A 22,836-nucleotide genomic window follows, 5' to 3' on the forward strand; every position below is an offset into this window, starting at 1 on the left:
TCACAGGTGCCGCAGGAGATACCGGAGCGACCGGTCCAACGGGAGTAACAGGAGCCACGGGAGATACCGGAGCAACCGGTCCAACGGGGGTCACAGGTGCCGCAGGAGATACCGGAGCGACCGGTCCGACGGGAGTAACCGGTGCCGCAGGAGATACCGGAGCGACCGGTCCGACGGGAGTAACCGGTGCCGCAGGAGATACCGGAGCGACCGGTCCGACGGGAGTAACCGGTGCCGCAGGAGATACCGGAGCGACCGGTCCAACAGGAGCCACGGGAGTCACAGGTGCAGGGCTAGCTGAATTTGCATATGTATACAATCTAAGTGCTCAAACAGTAGCTTTAGAAGCCCCGGTGATTTTTGACTCAACTGGAATTACTACTCCTGGTATTACACATGCCCCTGGAACTTCTCAAATTATAGTGACCAATCCAGGAAACTATGAGGTTACTTTTTCAGTTTCTGGCGTAGAGCCAAATCAATTCACTCTATTTGTAAATGGAGCTCCTGTGACGAACACAGTTTATGGTTCAGGAGCTGGTACTCAACAGAATAACGGTCAGGCCATCCTCGCTCTAGCAGCGGGTGACACGCTTACTCTTGTAAACCATACTTCCGCAGCAGCAGTTACTCTTCAAACCCTAGCAGGAGGGACTCAAACAAACGTGAACGCTTCTATTGTTATTAAAAAATTAGACTAACTTAAATGTTTAGAGATGCTTATAGAAGCACTCAAAAGGACCTTTTCATTTGAATATCTTTTTTCAGCCGTTTCTTGGAAGTCTTGCCCGGTGCTCGTCTTGTGCATAGTCTGTTTCCCATTATATGTTTTAAATTCATTTGTTCATACGAGAATACAAACAAAAAACCCTAGACCACCTTGAACAATCAAGGTCTCTAGGGTTTGTTTGATCTCTCTTTAAGAGAGTAATGAAATTAACGAGAGTAGAACTCAACGATTAGTTGTTCGCTGATTTCAGGCGCTAATTCAGAACGCTCTGGAAGACGAGTGAAAGTTCCTTCAAGCTTTTCAGCATCGAAAGAAAGATATTCAGGAACGAAGTTGTTTACTTCAACTGATTCTTTCACAACTGCAAGGTTTTGAGATTTCTCACGAAGAGCAATCGTTTGACCTGGTTTCACAGAGAAAGATGGGATGTCTACACGGCTTCCATCAACAAGGATGTGACCATGGTTGACTAGCTGACGAGCTTGGCGGCGAGTACGAGCAAGGCCAAGACGGTATACTAGGTTGTCAAGGCGAGTTTCAAGAAGAATCATGAAGTTTTCACCTTGTTTACCAGGAAGTTTAGCAGCTTTGTCAAATAGTGTACGGAATTGACGTTCGTTGACACCGTACATGTGACGAAGCTTTTGCTTCTCTTGTAATTGTAAACCGTATTCAGATAGTTTTTTGCGTTGTCCTGGACCATGTGGGCCTGGAGCGTAAGGGCGTTTTTCAAGTTCCTTACCTGTTCCGCTTAATGAAATGCCTAAACGGCGGGAAATCTTCCAACTTGGACCTGTATAGCGAGCCATAATGTGACTCCTCCTTATTTGTTTTTATTTGTGAAAAATAAAAACCGTCTGTTCTTTGTCTTTTCCGTCATTATGTTTTCATGCATCCTCGCTCCAGCAGCAGGGAGTTACAAGATGCACCTTCAAATAGAAGGAACAAAATGATACAAAAAAGCCGAACAAAAAGGCTGCCATATTTCACACAAATTCTATTATATGACGCTGGATAGGAGAAGTCAACCTATTTAGAGGCAGACGTGACGCTTCACGTTATGCGAAGAAAAATAAAAAAGCAGACAATGTGCCTGCTTTTTTGCAAGATTACGCATCTGTAGAGATGGATAACGCCTTTTGGAGCACCTCGGTAAATTGAATTAAGTAGGTTTCATCTATTTCACTGAAACGGTCTTTCACGGGGCTGTCAATGTCGAGTACCCCAATGATCTGTCCATTTACCTTGAGCGGAACGACAATTTCAGATTGCGATGCTGCATCACATGCGATATGTCCAGGGAATGCATGCACATCAGCGATACGCTGGACTTCACCTGTTGCAAACGCAGTACCGCAAACGCCTTTTCCAGACGGGATGCGCACACATGCAGGCAGTCCGTTAAACGGTCCGAGCACAAGCTCGCCCCCTTTAGCCAAATAAAATCCAGCCCAATTGACCTCTGGGAGTGAATGATACAATAGCGCCGCAGCATTTGCCAAATTGGCAATCAGATCAGGCTCACCATCTGTAATGGCTTCTACCTGTTTAACAAGCAATTGATAGTCTTTTGATGGATCGCCAGACTGTTTTTCGACATGAAACATGAAAATCTCCTACTTTCTATCTCAAAAATACATAACTTGCGTCTCGCATGTGGGATTTGTCGAGCAATTGTAAAAGGAACTTCCGCCTTCATCTTGAAGTATGTACACATGAAGAGGGGTGAGCGGATGAAAACATCAACAACCGTGCAAACAAAAGACCGTATTATTGAAGCTTCCATCAGACTTTTTAACCAAAAAGGATTTTCTGGAACCTCTGTCCGTGAGATTGCGAAGGAAGCAAACGTCAACGTTGCCCACATATCTTATTACTTTCAAGGAAAAGGAGGGCTGCTTGAGCAGCTTGTATCCGATTTTTATGAAGGCTATATTCACATGATTGAATCACATATCCATCACATGGAAACTCGTCACGCAAAAGAATGTTTACTTCATGTGGTTTTTGATATTTTATCTTATCAGCACAAGCACCGTCAATTAACCCGTTTCGTTTATCGAGAGGTGACGATTGATTCGACGCTCATTAGAGAAATTATGTCGACCTATTTAACAAAAGAAAAATATTTGTTTCAGCTCATTATTGAAAAAGGAAAAAGCACCCATGTGATTTGTGAGCAGCTCTCACTCTCATCGTTTATGATTCAACTGAAATCACTACTCATGATGCCCTATTTACAGCCGCAATATTTAACGGAGGTGCTTTATTTGAATCCAAATGAGCCTTATTTCTATCAAATGTATTTTAAAGAACTAAGCCGCTCGCTTCATCATTTACTAGAACCAAAAAAGCCGGCATTAGATTCTCACTTAAAACTCATGATGTCTTCGAATTGATCATAAGCATATCCGAGATCTTCCGCTTGATGGGCATCAGACCCGAATATGAGCGGAATTTTTTTCTGTTTTGCAAGATCAATCATCCATTGATCTAAATAGATACTTCTGGCATATGTTTTACGAAGACCTGATGTATTAAAATCTAAGGACATGCCTTTTTTTGCCGTTTCTTCAAGACAAAGGGTGACCTTTTGACAAAGTTCAGGCGGCATCTCAAATGGGAAAAGCTGTTTGAATTTCTGCACAAGGGTGATATGACCGATTCTCTTTGGCTTATAGCGACCTAAAGATGATAGAATAGAAGAATGAATTTGGTCATAGTAGCTTTGATAGACCTGTTCGATGCTGCCATAGGCGCTTATTAGCTGCTTGAAGGCATGCTCGTCAAAATCAAGGCAAATATAATCATCGCCAGCAGGAAGAAAGTGAACAGATAAAATGCTATCGTCTAGTTCTGGACCATAGCAGTCTAAAAAGGCACTTGTTTCCTCTTCATACTCTTTGATATAGTCAACCTCAAGCCCAGTTTTTACTATTAATTGGCCTTTGTATTCCTGTTTCAGCTGATCCAATTTCGTTATATACGAGTCAAGTTCTTGGAGCTTCATGGCACTATCCTGCTCTGGTGTTGGATCTCGAAACGATGGAGGCAGAGGGGCATGCTCGGTAAAGGTTATGGAATCAAATCCCTTTTTGATGGCTTTTTCAATATAAGAATGAAATGAATCAAGCGAGCCGTGCGGGCAAAACGGTGTATGTAGATGTGCATCCTGCTTCAGCATGTCGTCACCTCTTGTCGATATTTTGAAAAACGTGATGTTTATCAGCGAAAATAATGAAAAATCATGACCAAAAATGCTGGTTACATGGTATCATAATAACAATGAAAACGACAGCTTCCGCATACATAAAAGCAGGTCACATGGATACGTGTGATCAAATGATAGAAAGCGCTCAAATACTTTCTTGAAAAACATACATAAAACCGTGAATGGATGGTATTGGAAAACATACGATCCTGTTTATAAAAAGACAAATGCAAAGCGGACACGAAAGGGTTCTCAGGTCTACTCGGGACACTTTTACCCTGACATCACTTAGATCACAACAAGGGGGCTCATTATGGAGTTTATCATCGGTTTAATTGTCATTTTGCTTGCTTTGTTTTCAGTCGGTTATTTCCTGCGAAAAAAAATATATAAAGAGATTGACCGATTGGAAGCATGGAAAATTGAAATTTTAAACAGATCAATTGTAGAAGAAATTTCAAAAATCAAACATTTAAAAATGACCGGAGAAACAGAGCAATTTTTTGAAAGATGGCGTGCAGAATGGGACGATATCGTCACAGCCCATCTTCCAAAGGTAGAGGAGCTATTATATGATGCAGAAGAGTATTCTGATAAATATCGATTCTCCAAAGCCAAGCAGGTTCTTACGCACATTGAGGACTTGCTGAGTGCTGCTGATTCGAACATTGAAGACATTTTAAAAGAAATTGCAGACCTTGTCACAAGCGAGGAGCAAAATCGCAAGGACATTGAAAAGGTCAAAGAGCAATATCAAACAGTTCGAAAAAATCTGCTTGCGTACAGCCATTTATATGGCACCCTTTATGACAAAATGGAGCAGGACTTAGATGAGGCCTGGGAAGGGATCAAGCAGTACGAGGAAGAAACAGAAAACGGAAACTACATGAAGGCAAGAAAGATTTTGCTTGAGCAAGACCGCAGACTCGACCAGCTTCAACTATATATCAATGATGTACCAAAGCTTATTGCAGACTGCAAACAAACCGTACCAGGTCAGCTGACGAAGCTGAAAGACGGATATCAAGAAATGACAGAAAAAGGCTACAAGCTGGAGCACATCCAGATCACGAAAGAGCTGGAGACTTTAAACAAACAGCTTGCGAGAGCGGAAAAATTACTCATTGATGAACTCAATTTAGAAGAGGCATCAAGCATTCTGCAAATGATCAATGATGCGATTGAGACGCTGTATGATCAGCTGGAGGCGGAAGTAGAAGCAGGTCAGGAAATCAAAAGCAAAATGCCTGAGCTCACAGAAGCATTCGAGAAGCTTGAACAAGATCACACACAAACAAAGGCAGAAACGGCTCTTGTGAAAGAAAGCTACAAGCTGACAGCAGGAGAGCTCGATCAACAGAAAGCATTCGAAAAACGTTTAGAAGAAATTGAAAAGCTGATGAAACAAATCCGCGAGAAGCTTGATCGTGACCACGTGGCATATTCATTATTAATGGATGAAATCAATCAGCTGGAGACCTTTATCGATGATGCAAAAGCATTGCATGACACATTTAAAGGTCATCTACAATCATTAAGAAAAGAAGAATTACAAGCGAGAGAAACACTGGCTGAGCTCAAAACCATGCTGACAGATACAGTCCGCCAGCTGCATAAAAGCAATATCCCAGGTGTACCTGCTGAGATGAAAGAGCGGGCTGAAAAAGCGCAGGAGATGATCCAGCAAGTGCATGAGCAGCTGGAAAACCTGCCGCTCAACATGCCGGCAGTGAATCAACAATTAAAAGAAGCCTCTGACACAGTCAGAAATGTTGCGGATGAGACAGAAGAAATGCTCAGTAAAGTGGACCAAATTGAACGAATCATTCAATACGGCAATCGTTTTAGAAGCCAAAACCATATTCTTTCAGAACAACTAAAAGAGGCAGAACGAAGATTCTATGCCTACGATTACAACGGATCATTTGATGTAGCAGCAGCGGCTGTTGAAAAAGCATCACCCGGAGCCGTTCAGAAGCTGTTAGCTCAGCAAGAAAAAGAGTATCAGCACCAATAAAAAAAGCTGAAGTCCATTTACAGGACTTCAGCTTTTTTCTGTTAAGATGCTTGTTTCTCCCGCTTTTGGGAAGCAGAAGAAGTGAAAAGAGAAAGAACGAACCCAATGACCACTCCGAAAATAGCAGGAACAACCCAGCCAATACCAAGGTCATATAAAGGTAATATCGTTTGAAAGAGATCCTCCACTGGTCCAATCGGGAGTTTCGCTGCTACTAAGCCGTCAAACAAACTGACGCAGCCAGTTAAAATCAAAGTAAGGACATAAACAGGTCTTCTTTGACCAAGCCATTTATCTGCCAGCGATAACACAATGATGACAATCGCTAGCGGATAAATCGCAGTTAAAACCGGTACAGAGAAAGCGATAATGTGAGCAAGTCCAAAATTTGAAATGATAAAACTAAATAATGTCACTAGTGTTACGACCATTTTATAAGAAAGTTTAGGTAATAAATTTGAGAAATACTCTCCGCATGATGTAACGAGACCGATACTTGTTGTTAAACAAGCAACCGTAATCGCGGCACCCAACACAATATTTCCTAAACTGCCAAATAGGAATTGAGAAGACTGAGCCAAGATTTTACTGCCATCTCCAACAAAACCAATGGCGTGTGTACTTGAAGCGCCTAAATAAGCAAGAGATAGATAAACAAATGTTAATCCGCAAGCTGCAATCAGACCCGCTTTGATACAAGCAGAAGTCAGTGCCTTTTTACTTGTCACACCGCGTCCTTTAATGGCGTTGATGACAACAACCCCAAACACAATAGAAGCAAGAGCATCCATTGTTTTATAGCCCTCTAGAAATCCTTTGAAAAATGATCCGCTGCTATAGGATACATCAGGTGTGCCAACGGCGCCCATCGGCGTTAAAATGGCTTTGACAATAATAATAAAAATAATCGTAAATTTAATTGGTGTTAACACTTTCCCTACACGATCCACAATCTTCGTTGGATTTAGAGCAAGATAATATGTAATACCAAAAAAGACAAGTGTGAATAAAAGAAGTGAGAGCCAAGCTGGTACACCTGCTAAAAAGGGTAATGCACCAATTTCATATGAAACCGTTCCTGTACGAGGAATAGCGAAAAGCGGCCCAATAGATAAATATAAAATGACGGTAAACGCTGTTCCAAAAGCTGGGTGAGCTTTATCAGCTAATCCTTTCGCATCTCGACCTGTTAAAGCGATCGCAATAATCCCTAGAAGAGGTAAACCGACACCTGTTAATAAAAATCCGCCCATTGCTTTCCACACATTTTGCCCAGCATATTGCCCAAGCTCTGGTGGATAAATCATATTTCCGGCGCCGAAGAATAGAGCAAATAACATAAAACCGATAATAACTGTATCTTTCGTCGACAAAGTTGCCTTCATTGCATTTAAAGCCTCCATTATTATGTTGAAATATTCTGTTAATTAGTTGCTAAGTAACCGTTCATCATTAACATTCACTAATTATAAAGGATGTACGCCTGATGTCAACATGTGTTTTCGTACAAAAGTCATGAATTTTTCTATTTTAGTATATGGAGAACAATAAAAAACATCCCCTTCCAATGAAGAAGGGGATGTTTCGGTTTATGACTATGAGGCGAGCTGTTTGGGCGGGCTGGTAAACATCGAAATAAGTAAACCAACCACAGCACCGATAATAGCTGGTAAGATCCAGCCAATGCCTAAATCGTAAAACGGTACGATTGAATCTAAGATGTCAGGCAAGTCACCGAGGTTCACTTTGGCAGCTAATAATCCATCAATGATGGCAAAGAAACCAGTAAAGATAAGAGATACGATATAAATGAGTCTTCTTCCGTTAATCCAGCGATCAAGGAATGACAATAAAATAATGACAATTGCCAGTGGATAGATTGTCACAAGAACTGGAACAGATAGAGAGATAATTTGTGCCAAACCAAGGTTTGCAACCAGTGTACTAAATAAAGAAACAATTAGAACGACTGTGCGATAAGAAAGGCTAGGGATGAGCTTTGAAAAATATTCCCCACAGGATGAAATAAGTCCAACACTAGTCGTTAAACAAGCGAATAAAATGGCTGCGCCAAGTACAATGTTTCCAGCAGAACCGAATAAAAAGTTGGCAGAAAGTGAAAGCAGTTTGCCGCCGTCATTTGCTCCAACCATTCCCGTCGCATCAGGACTTGAAGCACCCACATAAGCAAGTGAAATGTACACCAATGCCAGCCCAACAGCTGCCACGAGTCCTGCTTTAATACAAGCCGCTGCAAGAGATTTACGCTCCGTGATGCCTCTTTCCTTAACAGCCGTCACCACGACGATCCCAAATACGATAGAAGCAAGAGCATCCATTGTTTTATAGCCTTCTAAAAATCCAGTGAAGAGCGGGTTTGCTTCATATGTTGCATCAGGAGCACCGATCATTCCCATTGGCGTAGCAATGGCTTTAATGACAATAATGGCAATAACAGTTAATAAGATCGGTGTCAAAATTTTACCAATTCGATCAACCAGCTTTGAAGGATTTAAAGCAAGCAGGTATGAAATAGTGAAAAACACAACGGTAAAGATGAATAGTGGTACCCATGAAGTGGACTGTGCCCCTGACAGAAATGGAGCTAATCCTATCTCGTATGAAACCGTACCAGTTCGCGGAATAGCGAAAAATGGTCCGATGGATAAATACAGAATAACGGTGAAGATGGTCCCGAATTTTGGGTGCGCTTTATCCGCAAGGCCTTTTGCACCGGTACCTGTAAGGGCGACTGCAATCACCCCTAGAAGCGGAAGACCTACTCCTGTGAGTAAAAATCCACCGATGGCAAGCCATACATTCTCACCCGCATATTGTCCAAGAACAGGTGGGAAAATCATATTTCCTGCGCCAAAGAATAATGCAAAAAGCATTAGACCAATGGCTAGCGTCTCTTTTATACTTAAACTATTTTTCAAAATAGTTCCTCCTTAATCAGTGTAGTGTGTCAAATTAAAATATTCTGACAATTTAGATGATCGTGTGACAATTGCACTATGGATGATATAGTGAAAATGAAAAGTTGTCAACTGCCATTTTCAGAAAATTCTCTGTCTGACTTCATTATGGTAACATATAAATGCATTTATTTTTTAAGCTTTTTGTAAGGAGTTACAATATGATCTATCTTGATAATAGTGCAACAACCAAGCCTTATCCAGAGGTTTTACAAGTATATCAGCAAGTGAGTGAGCGTTTTTTTGGTAATCCGTCTTCGCTTCATCAGCTCGGAATTGATGCCAGCCGGCTGCTAAGTGAAACGAGAAAACAAATGCTTCACTATACAGGATTGAAACAATATGAGATTATTTTCACTTCTGGCGCAACAGAAGCAAATAACATTGCCATTAAAGGAGCAGCTCTAGCCAAAATGAACCGGGGGAAACATATTGTGACAACAGCAATTGAACACCCCTCTGTCATCGAATCGTTTGAACAGCTGAAGGCTTTATTTGGTTTTGATATCTCCTATATTCAAGTAAATGAGCATGGCCATGCTGATATGAATCATTTAAAAGAAGTGCTACGCCCTGATACAGTACTGGTCAGCATGATGCATGTCAATAACGAAACGGGTGCCATCCAGCCGATTGAAGAAGCTGCTGGCATCATTCGTGAGCATGCCGAAAATGCCCTTTTTCATGTCGACGGGGTCCAGGGAATGTGCAGAGTAGCACTTAATAAACAGCTGGATGTGGATCTTTTGACGATATCTGGCCACAAAATTCATGGCTTAAAAGGGACAGGAGCGCTCTTTTTAAAAAAAGATGTTGTGCTTGCCCCTTTCATCACAGGAGGGGAGCAGGAATTAGGACTACGGTCAGGTACTGAAAACCCTGCTGGTGCTGTCAGCTTAGCAAAAGCCATGAAACAATCATTCGAACGGCTGAAAAATTATCATGATGAAATGCTTAACTTAAAAACGCAGCTGCAAAAACAGCTTGGAGAAATAGAAGGTATTGTCATCAACACACCGCTGACGCAAAGTGCGCCGCACATTGTGAATTTTTCAGTGCCAGGTATTCAAATCGAGGTTCTTCTCCATATGCTTGAAAAAGAAGGCATGTATGTCTCGACAACCTCTGCCTGCTCAGCCAAGAAAAAAGAGCCAAGTCGTGTGCTGCTAGCGATGGGGAAAGCAGAAGAAGTGGCCAAAAGCAGTATGAGAATCAGTTTGACATTTGGACAAGGACCAGAGCTAGCGCCGCAAATCATCACATCGATCGCACATAGTGTAAAAAAACTAAAAGGAATGAGATAACAGCATGAAATATGATCATATTTTAGTCCGTTTTGGTGAGATCTCAACAAAAGGGAAGAATAGAAAGAAATTTATTGAAAAACTAAGACAACATATCCGATTTGTATTAAAAGATTTTGATGCATTAAAGTACGCATCTGACAGAGACCGCATCACGATCATGCTGAACGGAGAAGACCCTGAACCGATTTCAGAACAGCTCAAAAGTGTATTTGGCATTCAAAGCTTTAGTCTTGCGGTGAAATGTGAGACAAATCTCGATGCCATCAAAGAAGCGTCACTCACAGCGGTACAGGAAGTATATGAACAAGGAAATACATTTAAGGTCTCAACGAAACGCTCTTATAAACAATTTGAACTTGATTCAAATGAAATGAACCGCGAAATTGGCGGACATGTGCTGAAGAATACGGAAAACTTAACGGTCAATGTCAAACAGCCGGATGTACATTTGCGCATTGAAATAAGAGAACATGCGACGTATATTACATTTAAAGATGTCAAGGGTGCTGGCGGCCTGCCGGTTGGTTCAAGCGGAAGAGCGATGCTCATGCTTTCAGGCGGCTTTGACAGCCCAGTTGCCGGCTATCAAGCGATGAAACGCGGGATTCAAATTGAGGCTGTACATTTTTTTAGTCCCCCATATACAAGTGAACGTGCCAAGCAAAAGGTCATTGATCTTACAGAATGCTTAGCAGCATATGGAGGCGAAGTGAAGCTTCACATCGTTCCTTTTACAAAAATTCAAGAGCTGATTCACAAACAAGTACCTGAAAACTATACGATGACATCTACAAGAAGAATGATGCTGAAAATAGCTGATAAAATAAGAGCGAAGCGTGATGCTCTTGCGATTATTACGGGTGAAAGCCTTGGACAAGTCGCAAGTCAGACACTGGAAAGCATGTATGCGATTAACCATGTGACCAATACACCAATCATTCGACCGCTCATTGCTGTTGATAAAAATGACATTATTGATGAAGCGAGACGAATTGGCACTTACGAGACAAGTATTCAGCCTTTCGAGGATTGCTGCACGATCTTTACGCCGCCATCTCCTAAAACAAAACCAAAGCTTGAGAAAGTAGAACGCTACGAAAGCTTTGCTGATTTCGATCCGATGCTCGACGAGGCAGTGGATCAAATGGAAACGATCATCGTCACAAATGAGAAGAAAGCGGCAGACGAATTCGCTGATTTATTCTAAAACAAAAATTTCATAATAATTACCATAAAATCAATCGCATGAAGTCATGTGTTTCTACACATTCTATATTCACAAGGAGGTGAGAACACATGGCTCAACAAAACAGACAAAGCAGTTCTAACCAATTACTAGTACCAGGCGCTGCACAAGCAATCGACCAAATGAAGTACGAAATCGCTTCTGAATTCGGTGTAAACCTTGGTGCAGAAACAACATCTCGCGCTAACGGATCAGTTGGTGGAGAAATCACTAAGCGTCTTGTATCTTACGCTCAACAACATATGGGTGGCGGATCTTTCTAAGACACACAATTAAAAAGTTATGGCTTAGGAGCGGGATCATTCCCGCTCTTTTCTTTTTGTACATAAAAATAGTTTGAATATTTCTAAAAAAGAAGACGAATGAAAAAAATTATGGCATAATACTAGGAGTAGGTCCTAATTCAAGCATTTTTCAGTTATGAGTGTTAGAATAGGTAAATTGAAACATGTTTCGTTTCATAGAAAGAGGCTAAAAGGAGCTGTACCATGAAAAGAGAAGACTTAATTGCACCAGAACAATATAACTTAGTCAGTGAGATTGAAGCGTTCAGTCATGACAAGGAGAAAATGGCCCTGCACTGGCAGGATGGAAATGGCCACGAAGCGCATGTGACGTATGCAGCTTTAGTGGAAGAAGCAAATAAAATTGGTCATGTATTATTAAATGCAGGCTTTAAAAAAGGCGATAAAATCATTGTGATGGTGCCGCGCATGCTAGAGGCATACAGCATTTATTTAGCAATTTTGAAAACAGGAATGGTCGTCATTCCTTGTTCAGAAATGCTGCGTGCAAAAGATTTAGATTACCGAATTGAACATGCAGAAGCAAAGGGAGCGATTGTTTACTCTTCATTCATTCAATCGTTCGACGGAACCAATCAGCCAAACGATTTTAAAACATTCTCAATCGGTGAAAACGATCATGGCTGGACAAATATTCTAGCGCAAAAGGATCAACAATCAAGTGAGCTGCAAATGGCTCCAACAACACGTACAGACATGGCGTTCTTATCCTATACATCTGGTACGACAGGTCATCCAAAAGGGGTTGTTCATACACACGGATGGGCGTATGCACATTTACGCACAGCTGCCAAAGCATGGCTCTCTATTAATGAGGGAGATAAAGTATGGGCGACAGCAGGGCCAGGCTGGCAAAAATGGGTGTGGAGCCCTCTCTTATCTGTGTTAGGAAGTGGCGCAGAAGGCTTTGTATACGGAGGGAAATTCAATCCAAATACGTACTTAGAGCTGCTTCAAAAAAATGAAATCAATGTCCTATGCTGTACGCCGACAGAATATCGTTTTATGGCGAAAGTAGATGACTTGAGTCAGTACGAGCTGCCAAAGCTGCATAGTGCCGTTTCTGCGGGAGAGCCGTTGAACCGTGAAGTCATTGATACATTCAAAAAGCATTTTGATATAGAAGTACGAGATGGCTATGGCCAAACAGAAAGCACACTGCTCGTAGGGGTGCTAAAAGGAATGGACATCAAGCCAGGCAGTATGGGAAAACCAACACCTGGCAACGAAGTCGAGATCATTGATGAGGACGGTAGCGTATGCGCTCCTGGAGAAGTTGGTGACATTGCGGTCCATCTCGAAACGCCGGCGTTATTTAAGGAATACTACAAAGATGAAGAGCGTACAAAAGCGCAGCGCCGCGGAAATTACTTTATTACCGGTGACCGCGCGAAAAAAGACGAAGATGGGTACTTCTGGTTTGAAAGCCGCAGAGATGATATCATCGTCAGCTCAGGCTATACCATTGGGCCGTTTGAAGTAGAAGATGCACTGATCAAACACCCAGCAGTCAAAGAATGTGCGGTTGTGGCTAGTCCAGATGAAATCAGAGGATCAATTGTGAAGGCATATGTCGTCCTGCGTGATGGATCAGCACAAAGTGATGAGCTGATCAAAGAGCTGCAGACACATGTGAAAAACACAACAGCACCTTACAAATACCCAAGAGAAATTGAATTCATTGACGAACTGCCAAAAACACCGTCAGCGAAAATCCGCCGTGTCGAGCTGAGAGAAAGAGAGCTTGCACGAAAAGGATCATGATGAATAAACGAAAAGCGTTTGGATGGAAGCATCCAGCGCTTTTTTTTACGGAAAATCAAATCCGCTGGAAGCGGTCATGATGTTCTATGATAAAATGTGTAAGAATTGCTGGAAAAGGAGAATGTTAGAAGATGTTCATTGCCATCATTCATGGAATTGTGCTTGCCTTTGGTCTCATTTTACCATTGGGCGCACAAAATGTATTTGTGTTTCAGCAAGGAGCGCTTCAGCCGCGATTATATCAGGCCTTACCTGTCGTTATCACTGCTGCTCTTTGTGACACACTATTAATTGCATTAGCTGTCATTGGGGTTTCTGTTGTGGTGTTCACCATTCCTGTACTGCAAATCGGTCTTTATATCATTGGATTTTGTTTTTTAGTTTATATGGGATGGTCCGTGTGGAACACAAGCTCATCAACAGATGCCTAAAGAGAAGCAGGAATTTATGCCTGCGAGAAAGCAAATTGTCTTTGCCTGTTCAGTTTCACTTTTAAATCCCCACGCCATTCTTGATACAATTGGTGTGATTGGAACAAATTCGCTTCAATATAGCGGGGCAGAAAAACTGGCATTTACACTCGCCTGTATCATCGTGTCCTGGTTATGGTTTATTGGGCTCGCTTTTTTAGGGAAGATGCTAGGGAAGTTAGATACAAACGGCAAGTGGATGAACCGTATCAATAAAGCTTCAGCGGTCATGATCTGGCTTGTCGCGTTATACATTGCGTATCAATTGATTTTATAAAATACATAGAGGATAAAGCAAAGAAGCGCTTGGAAGGTAAGGTCCGGCGCTTTTTTTGTGTATTGGAAAGGCTCCTCAGCCAGTGTCACTATCATCGCAAGAGGAAGATCACATTCAATTGCCTATAGGAAATGATAAGAAATAGGATATATGATACATTACCACTAGTGGGTTTTATTGGCAAAAAGGTCTATTACATTATTTTCCTTTAGAGGTTATAATTTTATGAAATTTGCTAAAGGAGGATATATGATGAAGTTAAGAAAAATGTTTTGTGTGCTATTGTTTATAGCACTTTTATTCGGACAATTTCCTGTAGGAAAAGCTATTACCATAAAGGAGGAGGAGCCTTTTAAAAAGATACAAAATGTTAAAACAGAAGAAAAACTCATAAAAAAGGCAAAAAAAAGCTCTCAATTTTTAAAGGCAAAAGAATTAGCCCAAAAGAAAGGTTATCTATTAAATGGAGAAAGTGCAGCGGTTCATCTGAACGCTGCTGAAACGGATGTTGTTTACTTTTATCTTAAAAAGAAGAAGTCAGATAATCAGCTGTTAGACAATGTTTCCTTCATTTCAGTTTCATTGAGCCAAATAAAAGCTTACTATATTCAACTTGCAGAATACGATGAGAAAGGAAATTTGCACTCATATTTCTTCCAAAATGGAAAATTGAAAAATAAGTTCCATATCAACCAAAAAGGGGAGTTTTTAAAAGGATCTTTTACCTATGGTGAAAATGGTGCAAAGCAAGATATGATGGAATTAAATAAAAAAATTTTCCAGGCAGATGATTCAGAAATTCAAACGAGTTTTAGTTGGAACAAGTTTTGGAACTGCTTAAAAAAGCAAAGCGGCCCGAATGAATCTCTTCCGCTACGTTCAATGGTTTTAGGAGCGTGTTATTATATTTGTTTAACGGGACCTGCTAGCTGTATAGCATGCGCAGTGATTAATGGAGGAATATCTGCAGGATTAGCCGGTTATTGTGTGAAAAAAGTTTGGTAAATGGGGGTTTTTAGAATGGCTCATAAAGAACAGCGCAAGGGAATAGTTCTTGCTGTTTTTGATACGTTGACATTTGGTATACCAGTGTTGCTATGGAATTTATATAAGAATACCAGTACCACATTGAAATTCATGATCCCGATCATTCCCATTGTCGGTCTCATTACATATTTTTTAGCATCTCTTGATTAATAAAATAAAAAATCCTTTGCATGAGCGATACGCTCATGCTTTTTTAGGTCCTTTTTTGAAAATCGTTTGATTTAATAGGCGGAGAGCTTGTACGATATCATCCATTTGTTCTATATCCGAGGAAGATAGGCTGTCTAATAGCATCCCTTCGATATGCTGGAAGACTTCGTTCATACAAGCACGGCCTTTGTCAGACAGCTTAATGACATGTTTTCGTTTGTCATCACGGTCTTCTTCTCTAGCAATGAATTGTTTCTCGTGCAGTTTTTTTAGTTCTCTGCTGACATTTGGAAGAGACATGTGCTGACAGTCGGCAATTTCACTAGGCGTAAGCGGTTCGCTGACAGCTAGCTGCTCTAGAATTAAGTATTGTAAGGTCGTTAGGTCAGCCGGTTTGACTTTGCTCATCAGGGCATGTTTTAGCTCTGAAAAAGTAGAAGCAAATGCTACGAATTCCTTGAAGAAATGGGGATGCTTCATGTTTATCACCTCCTATGTAACATACCAAAATTATTATCAAAAAACAATTATCATTTGACAACTAATTAAGAGGGGTATATCATTTAGTTATCAAATGATAACAAAAGGAGACAACACATGAATCTACTCATTATTTATACTCACCCTCATCACAATAGTTTAAATGGTGCTTTTTTAAAAGAAATTATGAAAGGCAGTGAAGAAAATCCACTTGTTCATGAAGTGAAAATCATCGATTTATACAAAGAAGAATTTGATCCTGTGCTGATTTTTAATGAAGAGAAAAAAAGGCGTGATATGCATAAGGACCCTGACATTCGGGTGTATCAGGAAAAGATCAAATGGGCAGATAAAATCGTGTTCGTTTATCCCATTTGGTGGGGGCGGCCGCCAGCCATGCTGATTGGCTTTATTGACCGCATGTTTGCTGCGAATTTTGCTTATCGTCAAACAGGCGGGCTGCTTCCAGAAGGACTGTTAAAAGGAAAAAGTGCTGTTTGTGTATCGACAATGCAAGGGCCAACCAACTACCCTTTATTCTTTTTGCAAAATGCACACAAGATGTTAATGAAAAGAGCCCTCTTACAATATGTCGGAATCAAACCTGTGAAGTTTTTTGAGTTCGGCATGATGGAAAGCCCAAAAGGGAAACATGAGGCCAAATTAAAACGTATCTACAACTATTTCAAAAAAATCAGCTCATAAAACAGTTGGTGAAGTCACTTTTCTTCTAATTTGATCCTTTTATGTTTTAAAATGACAGTGAGGGTGGGGGAACTCTTCCTCGTCATTTGAAAAGGGGGATATGGATGAAGAAAACATTGTTTAAAGATGCAGCGATTTTAACACTTGATCCAACTTTAGGTTTTTTAGAAAAAGGAGATTTATTAATTGAAGGGACACACATTTTAGAGGTCGGACCTTTCATTGAAGCAAATGATGCTGACATTGTCGATGCGTCCGATATGGTGATCATGCCAGGGCTTGTGGATACACATCGTCATGTGTGGCAGTCTGTCATCAGAGGCATAGGCACAGATTGGTCTTTGCAGACATATTTGAGCAAAATCTATTATGGTAACTATGGTGCGATGAGACGCCCATCCGAGGATCGAATCGCAAATTATTTAGGGGCATTAGAGGCGTTAGATGCAGGAGTGACCACATGTTTAGACTGGACGATGATCAATTCAATGGATCATACAGAAGAGCTGATCGGAGGATTAAAAGATGCGGGCATTCGAGCTGTTTTTGCTTTTGGCTCTTCTGGAGATGCTGAGTATTGGGATAGGGAGAGCACGCTCACCAATATGGAGGACGCAGCACGCGTGAAAAAAGCGCATTTTCAATCATCAGATCAGCTCTTGACGATGGGGCTTGCGATTCGTGGACCAGAGTTTTCCTCTTGGGAGACTTCAGTATTTGAAATCGAAACAGCCCGGTCTCTAGATGCTCTATGCAGTATGCACATTGGCTTTGGGAACTGGGGAGCGGAGGATCGTTCGATTGAGCGGCTTCACAAAGCAGGGTTACTCGGACCTGACCTCAACATGGTGCATATCAATGCAATCGATGCGGATCAAATGAAGATGCTGGCAGACAGCGGAAGCTCCATATCTATTACACCTGAAATTGAGATGATGATGGGTCACGGTTATCCTGTAACAGGACTTGCGATTGAACAAGGTGTTCTTCCAACGCTCGGTGTAGATGTGGTAACAGCGACAGGCGGAGATTTGTTTGCTCAAATGAAATTCGGACTTCAGGCAGAGCGCGCGCTTCAAAATCAATCATTGCTGATGGAGGGAATCATGCCAGGACCTGAACTTGGGATTTCTGCTCATCAAATGCTTGAAGCTGCAACGATCAATGGGGCTCGTGCATTACAGCTTGATCATAAAATTGGCTCGCTCACACCTGGAAAAGAAGCTGATTTCATCCTGATCGACCGGACAAGCATGAATCTTCTGCCGATGACAGATCCGGCTGGAGCGGTTGTCCAAACGGCACATCCTTCAAATGTTGATTCTGTCTATGTGGCTGGAAAAGCAGTGAAACGAAGCGGAAAGCTTGTTGGTGTGAACCTAGAAGAGGTCAAACGCAAAGCTTATGCGGCAAGAGATCATATTCTATCGCACAAGTTTGAATCAACTCCATCATAAACAAACATATCCCCATAGACAGCGGCCTATGGGGAATAGATTACAAGGATTCTTTAATGACCTTTTTGTAATACTGGACAGATAGGAATCCGAAGACAGAATATAAAACCGTATAAATCGACATGACGATGAGCATTGGTGTCCACAGTTCACCGCCGAATAAAAACCAGCCAGACTGTACTGCAAAGTAGCTGTGCAGCAATCCGATGATGAGCGGAATCCCAAAGTTAAATAGCTGTTTGAGCCGAATGCCTTTTAATAGATCTTTCTCTGTAAAGCCAAGCTTACGTAAGATCGTGTACGAGCTTTGTTCTTCTTCACTTTCATTCATCTGTTTGAAGTATAAAATACAGCCTGATGTCACAAGGAAGCTTAGACCTAAAAATCCAACCACAAACATCATCAGTCCCATTGTTTGCTTTTGCTGCTGAGCTGAAGCTAATTGAGACATGCTGTCGTCACCTAGTTTTAAAGATGTAAACACATCATTGGCTTGTTCAAGATTTTTATCATCTTTTATATTGACCGCATGATATTGACTATTCTCAAGCTGCAGTTTAGGATCTTTCTGCTGGTCAAGCTTCTCAAAGACATTTTGACTGACGACGGCAACAGGCAGACCGCCAAAAGTGAATTTGTAAGAGATGATGTAATCTTTCTTCATATCAATGACTTTTAAATCAAGCGGCTTCTTGATGAGAAGTTTCACATCACCTGAACTTTGAATCGGCATGAATTTCTTCAATAAATCACTGTAGCCGCTTAAGATGACTTCGTTGTTTTCTACATGAATATTAGGTGCATTTTTCTCACTGATCACAGGCAGTGTCAAGACTCTTGGATTCTTATTCAAACTTTGTAATTCCGAATCCATGATCTTATGTGCATCAAAATCCGCTTGAATGACCTTGAACTGCTTTTTTTCATACGCAATATGTTTGTCAGAAAGTGCACGAGTGAAGGTATCGGCTTCTTTCTCTGAGCCCATGACAAAATGTGATGGAATCTGTTGTTCAGCCGCTTTTTCTGCTGAGTAATAGGAAATGTAGCTTAAAGATAACAACCCGATGGCAAGTGCAGATACGGTTGTAATAATCGTTAAAAGCAGTGCATTTGATTTTAATCGGAACATAATAGATGACAAAGACAGGACTTCATGAATGGCGAGATAGCCATTTTTTCTTTTCCGTACAATATTGGCAATGAAAGAAACAGAGCCTTTATAAAAAAGAAAGGTACCGATAATGACAGAGGCTAGAATATAAATCATTGCTGAAAATAACTCAAGCATGGACGTATATGAGCCGCTAAAAAGCTGAGAAGAAATATAATAGCCTGAGCTGATCAAGACAATACCGAAAACCCCAATGATGATTTCAAACACAGAGATCTTTTTCACACGCTGCTCTGTAGAAGACGTGGTTCTAAACAAAGATAAAATTGTCTGTTTACTAATAAACCGTCTATTTCTTAGCATAATTAATCCATAGATGATGAAAAAGACAATGAGCGTTTGCAGAAGGGCCATGCCTGAAAAATGCAGATGCGCGATGGCATTAACGCCGGTTACTTTAAATAGCACCATCAGCATGAGCTTTGAACCGATAAATCCAGCTATGATGCCAACAGCCATTGAGAACACATATAGGATGAAATTTTCTGCATTGAGCAGTTTGGCAATTTTTTGTTTCGTCATGCCAATGAGCTGCAGGAGACCTATTTCTTTCCCTCGTCGTTTAATAAAAATGCTGTTCGCATATAACAGGAAGATCCCAACAATGGCAATGAGCAGTACCGAAGCGGCTTTAATCGACGCACCGCCTTTAATGGACCCTTTTACATCATCAAGTGCTGGTGAGTACTGCAAGGTGACAAAAGAAAAGTAGAGCGCCACACTAAACACGAGAGCAAACACATATAAATAGTAATTCTTTAAATTTTTCTTCAGGTTACGGAAGATGAGCTGATTAATGTTCATGCTTCACACCGCCTAAGACACCTTGCGTTTTCATAATATCCTCGAAAAACATCTTTCTCTCTAAAGCACCTTTATTCAACTGAGTATAGATTTGTCCGTCCTTGATAAAAATGACGCGTCTTGAATAGCTGGCTGCGACAGGATCATGTGTCACCATGACAATAGTCGCTTTTCGTTTGCGATTGAAATCTTGCAGCTTATTGAGTAAATCAGATGCAGATTTGGAATCAAGCGCTCCGGTAGGTTCATCCGCGAAAATCAGACTCGGCTCATGAATGAAGGCACGAACCGCTGATGTCCGCTGCTTTTGCCCACCAGAGAGTTCATTCGGATATTTGTCTCTTAGTTCATAGATGCCCATGTCCTCCGCGAGCTGTTGAAAACGTTCAAAAGCTTCTTTTTTCGGCGTTTTGGAGATGGATAATGGCAAGAGGATGTTCTCTTTGACCGTGAGTGTATCAAGTAAGTTATAATCCTGAAAGACAAAGCCAAGCTGCTTTTTTCTGAATTCTGCGAGCTGCTGATCCTTCATTTGTGTCATCTCAGCATCTGCGATACGAATCGATCCACTGGATACATGATCGATAGAGGACAATACGTTTAGAAGGGTAGTTTTCCCCGAGCCTGATGGCCCCATAATGCTGACAAATTCTCCGGCTTCAATGGTCAAATCAATGCCGCTCAGCACCTCTTGTTTGTTGAATTTATTTCCATAGCTTTTATATATTTTGCGAGCTTCTAAAATGTTCATTTGTCGATCCCCTTTTTCTATTTAATTGATACCTCTAGTATAAAAAGAAGCCCGCCGCACTTCCTTCGATTTGGCGAACAAAACAGACGAGCATGTGACATTGTTGTCACATGCTTGTTGTTTTAAACGGTACTCAAGTTTTGTTTAATTCCGTTTCTGCTAATCACACATTCATTTTATCTGTTTTTCATTCTTATGTATCAATCTTCTTGGATTTTTCTTGGCATTATGACGTTTTGGAGCTTTACATGGTCATTTTATTCATGTATGCTATGCATATCAAATGTATGCATAGTAAATCTATGTATTAGGGGTGACCAGGAATGAAAGTAAGTAAAGAGCTTTTAAAGGGAAGTACAGCTACCTTGATTTTAAGCTTGTTAAATGAAAAGCCAATGTATGGATATGAAATGATCAAAGCATTGGAGGAGAAGTCTGAAGGGATTTTCAGCTTTAAAGAAGGAACAATCTATCCTATTTTGCACAACTTGGAGGGGAAAGAATTCATTATCTCTTACTGGGGCGAAGGGAATGGCAATCGGAAAAGAAAATATTACAAAATAAATGAACAAGGAAAAGCATTTATGAAGGAAAAGAAAGAAGAATGGGATGTTTTCAAAAATGCAGTCGATGGCGTGTTGAACGGAGGGAAAATCGCATGGGATTAGAAAAAAAGTTCGAGAAGTATATCAAAAATGTTTGTAAACGAATCAAAAATAAAGATGTCCATACGGATATAAAGCTTGAGCTTATGGATCATCTATACACGCTAAAAGAGGAAGCGATGAATGCTGGGATGTCTGAAGAAGAGGCGGTGGATCAAGCGATAGAACAAATTGGGGATGCGGCCATTCTCGGAGCGCAGCTTCATGAAACACATAAAACCCAAATGGATCTTAAAATGATTCTTCTTGTGTTAGCCGCTTGTTCTTTCGGACTGCTTGTCATGTACTTTTTACAGTTTCATTCGGAGTTTACAAATCTACAAGACATGAATATTTTTTATAAAAGTCTCGCCTTTTATTTAGTTGGACTAGTGCTTATGTTTGCTTTGTTTTCTTTCGATTATCGGCGCTTATTGAAATACTCTTGGCATTTGTACATCGGGACGCTCGGAATGGTGCTTCTGACGATGGTTTTTGGCATAAGAGTAAACGGTATTCTTTTTTTAAGATTAAGCGATATCTCAATCAATCTGACGGAGATTGTACCATTTCTTGTGACTGTTTCTTTAGCAGGTATTTTTCACTCTTGGAATTGGGAGAATGATTTCAAAGCTTGGCTTGGAGTGGGGATTATGGCTTTACCAGTTATTTTAATCAGTGCAATTGGTTTTCTTCCTGCGACCATCATCTGTTTTGTCATGTGCTTAACGATGATGTGTGTGTCTAGTGCACGTTTAAGGCAAATCATTCCGCTCGCAGCAGCAGGTGGTTTATATCTGGTGGTTGAATTATTTTCTCTTTTTCAAGGAGATAGCCGCCTTTACTTTTATACAGTTCATGAATTCAGCTCAAACGGGCTTCAAATCATTCCTTCTGCAATGTCCGAGGTTCATACTGATTGGATGTTTACATATATCATTTATTCGTTTGGGTGGTTGGCAGGAGTGGTGGCTCTCATGTTGTTTGTTATATTTATTTACAGAGTATTTCATACAGCAAAAGGAGTGAAATTGACTTATGGAAAAATGGTAATGACATGTTTAGCAGCTGTGTTTGCAACCAAATTTACCTTAAGTATTTTCACAAATTTTGGCTTGTTGCCTTTTCCGGGATTGGCCATGCCTTTCATGAGCTATGGTGGTTCTCATATTCTGCTAGAATTAATGGCTGTTGGACTGATTTTAGGTATTTATAGACGTAGACAGATGGGAGATATTTTTCCTCAAGAAGCGGGGAGTATTTCTTAAATAAAATACTTAAATCTCTTCGCACTAGCTTGTGAGCCAGATGCGAAGAGA

21 protein-coding genes and 1 pseudogene are annotated in these 22,836 nt (G+C 40.9%); 14 read left to right on the plus strand and 8 right to left on the minus strand.

What is annotated here, in order from left to right:
- Nucleotides 1-701: collagen-like triple helix repeat-containing protein (locus C6347_RS14260; RefSeq protein ID WP_106071759.1), on the plus strand; the 701-nt coding region annotated here is incomplete at its 5' end.
- Nucleotides 702-936: 235 nt separating this feature from the next.
- Here the strand turns inward: C6347_RS14260 and rpsD are convergent.
- Both rpsD and C6347_RS14270 read right to left on the minus strand, forming a co-directional pair.
- Nucleotides 937-1,539 (minus strand): 30S ribosomal protein S4, encoded by a 603-nt coding sequence (gene rpsD / locus C6347_RS14265; protein WP_034661940.1) that lies wholly within the window; start codon nucleotides 1,537-1,539, stop codon nucleotides 937-939.
- Between the two features lie 300 nt (nucleotides 1,540-1,839).
- Entirely contained in the window at nucleotides 1,840-2,337 is a 498-nt protein-coding gene (locus C6347_RS14270) for a GAF domain-containing protein (RefSeq protein WP_095285580.1), read from the minus strand.
- Between the two features lie 126 nt (nucleotides 2,338-2,463).
- Between C6347_RS14270 and refZ the strand changes: the two genes are divergently transcribed.
- Entirely contained in the window at nucleotides 2,464-3,129 is a 666-nt protein-coding gene (refZ, locus tag C6347_RS14275; RefSeq protein WP_060597014.1) for a forespore capture DNA-binding protein RefZ, read from the plus strand.
- Here the strand turns inward: refZ and hisJ are convergent.
- Nucleotides 3,099-3,914, minus strand: coding sequence for a histidinol-phosphatase HisJ (gene hisJ, locus C6347_RS14280; protein ID WP_060597013.1), 816 nt, complete (start codon nucleotides 3,912-3,914; stop codon nucleotides 3,099-3,101). The genes refZ and hisJ overlap by 31 nt on opposite strands.
- 340 nt (nucleotides 3,915-4,254) lie before the next feature.
- Here hisJ and ezrA point away from each other — a divergent pair, with 340 nt between their 5' ends.
- Nucleotides 4,255-5,958 (plus strand): septation ring formation regulator EzrA, encoded by a 1,704-nt coding sequence (ezrA, locus tag C6347_RS14285; protein WP_106071760.1) that lies wholly within the window; start codon nucleotides 4,255-4,257, stop codon nucleotides 5,956-5,958.
- 41 nt (nucleotides 5,959-5,999) lie between these two features.
- Here the strand turns inward: ezrA and brnQ (C6347_RS14290) are convergent, their stop codons facing one another.
- Nucleotides 6,000-7,343: a branched-chain amino acid transport system II carrier protein gene (gene brnQ / locus C6347_RS14290; RefSeq protein WP_060597011.1), complete on the minus strand. Its 1,344-nt coding sequence runs from the start codon at nucleotides 7,341-7,343 to the stop codon at nucleotides 6,000-6,002.
- Between the two features lie 210 nt (nucleotides 7,344-7,553).
- Nucleotides 7,554-8,897: a branched-chain amino acid transport system II carrier protein gene (brnQ, locus tag C6347_RS14295; RefSeq protein WP_060597010.1), complete on the minus strand. Its 1,344-nt coding sequence runs from the start codon at nucleotides 8,895-8,897 to the stop codon at nucleotides 7,554-7,556.
- Nucleotides 8,898-9,097: 200 nt separating this feature from the next.
- On the opposite strand from brnQ (C6347_RS14295), the gene C6347_RS14300 reads away from it, so the two are divergent.
- From C6347_RS14300 to C6347_RS19265, 7 genes and pseudogenes are all read left to right on the plus strand, one after another.
- Complete coding sequence (locus C6347_RS14300; protein WP_106071761.1) at nucleotides 9,098-10,240, plus strand: cysteine desulfurase family protein; 1,143 nt, start codon at nucleotides 9,098-9,100, stop codon at nucleotides 10,238-10,240.
- Between the two features lie 4 nt (nucleotides 10,241-10,244).
- Entirely contained in the window at nucleotides 10,245-11,450 is a 1,206-nt protein-coding gene (gene thiI / locus C6347_RS14305; RefSeq protein WP_106071762.1) for a tRNA uracil 4-sulfurtransferase ThiI, read from the plus strand.
- A gap of 89 nt (nucleotides 11,451-11,539) precedes the next feature.
- Complete coding sequence (locus tag C6347_RS14310; protein WP_024424829.1) at nucleotides 11,540-11,752, plus strand: alpha/beta-type small acid-soluble spore protein; 213 nt, start codon at nucleotides 11,540-11,542, stop codon at nucleotides 11,750-11,752.
- Between the two features lie 225 nt (nucleotides 11,753-11,977).
- Nucleotides 11,978-13,558 carry an acyl-CoA synthetase MbcS gene (gene mbcS / locus C6347_RS14315; protein ID WP_060597007.1) on the plus strand — a complete coding sequence of 527 codons (1,581 nt, stop codon included), beginning with the start codon at nucleotides 11,978-11,980 and terminating at the stop codon, nucleotides 13,556-13,558.
- A gap of 131 nt (nucleotides 13,559-13,689) precedes the next feature.
- Nucleotides 13,690-14,305, plus strand: a pseudogene (locus C6347_RS14320) (LysE/ArgO family amino acid transporter).
- 252 nt (nucleotides 14,306-14,557) lie between these two features.
- Entirely contained in the window at nucleotides 14,558-15,310 is a 753-nt protein-coding gene (locus C6347_RS14325) for a hypothetical protein (RefSeq protein ID WP_095285575.1), read from the plus strand.
- 15 nt (nucleotides 15,311-15,325) lie between these two features.
- Nucleotides 15,326-15,502: a hypothetical protein gene (locus C6347_RS19265; protein ID WP_162839365.1), complete on the plus strand. Its 177-nt coding sequence runs from the start codon at nucleotides 15,326-15,328 to the stop codon at nucleotides 15,500-15,502.
- 33 nt (nucleotides 15,503-15,535) lie between these two features.
- Here the strand turns inward: C6347_RS19265 and C6347_RS14330 are convergent, their stop codons facing one another.
- Nucleotides 15,536-15,982 (minus strand): MarR family winged helix-turn-helix transcriptional regulator, encoded by a 447-nt coding sequence (locus C6347_RS14330; RefSeq protein WP_106036962.1) that lies wholly within the window; start codon nucleotides 15,980-15,982, stop codon nucleotides 15,536-15,538.
- Nucleotides 15,983-16,099: 117 nt separating this feature from the next.
- Here C6347_RS14330 and C6347_RS14335 point away from each other — a divergent pair, with 117 nt between their 5' ends.
- Nucleotides 16,100-16,687 carry an NAD(P)H-dependent oxidoreductase gene (locus C6347_RS14335; protein WP_060597004.1) on the plus strand — a complete coding sequence of 196 codons (588 nt, stop codon included), beginning with the start codon at nucleotides 16,100-16,102 and terminating at the stop codon, nucleotides 16,685-16,687.
- A gap of 104 nt (nucleotides 16,688-16,791) precedes the next feature.
- Complete coding sequence (locus C6347_RS14340; RefSeq protein ID WP_060597003.1) at nucleotides 16,792-18,144, plus strand: amidohydrolase family protein; 1,353 nt, start codon at nucleotides 16,792-16,794, stop codon at nucleotides 18,142-18,144.
- Nucleotides 18,145-18,184: 40 nt separating this feature from the next.
- On the opposite strand, the gene C6347_RS14345 is transcribed toward C6347_RS14340, so the two are convergent.
- Both C6347_RS14345 and C6347_RS14350 read right to left on the minus strand, forming a co-directional pair.
- Complete coding sequence (locus tag C6347_RS14345; protein ID WP_060597002.1) at nucleotides 18,185-20,122, minus strand: ABC transporter permease; 1,938 nt, start codon at nucleotides 20,120-20,122, stop codon at nucleotides 18,185-18,187.
- Entirely contained in the window at nucleotides 20,112-20,873 is a 762-nt protein-coding gene (locus tag C6347_RS14350) for an ABC transporter ATP-binding protein (RefSeq protein WP_012010889.1), read from the minus strand. Before C6347_RS14350 ends, C6347_RS14345 begins: the two co-directional genes overlap by 11 nt.
- Nucleotides 20,874-21,196: 323 nt before the next feature.
- Here C6347_RS14350 and C6347_RS14355 point away from each other — a divergent pair, with 323 nt between their 5' ends.
- Nucleotides 21,197-21,541 carry a PadR family transcriptional regulator gene (locus C6347_RS14355; RefSeq protein WP_060597001.1) on the plus strand — a complete coding sequence of 115 codons (345 nt, stop codon included), beginning with the start codon at nucleotides 21,197-21,199 and terminating at the stop codon, nucleotides 21,539-21,541.
- Nucleotides 21,532-22,785 (plus strand): FtsW/RodA/SpoVE family cell cycle protein, encoded by a 1,254-nt coding sequence (locus tag C6347_RS14360; RefSeq protein ID WP_060597000.1) that lies wholly within the window; start codon nucleotides 21,532-21,534, stop codon nucleotides 22,783-22,785. The genes C6347_RS14355 and C6347_RS14360 overlap by 10 nt, the downstream gene beginning before the upstream one ends.
- The last annotated feature ends 51 nt before the right edge of the window (nucleotides 22,786-22,836 follow it).

Origin of the sequence: Bacillus sp. NMTD17 (genome assembly GCF_002998735.1) — a bacterium.
Taxonomy (GTDB): domain Bacteria; phylum Bacillota; class Bacilli; order Bacillales; family Bacillaceae; genus Bacillus.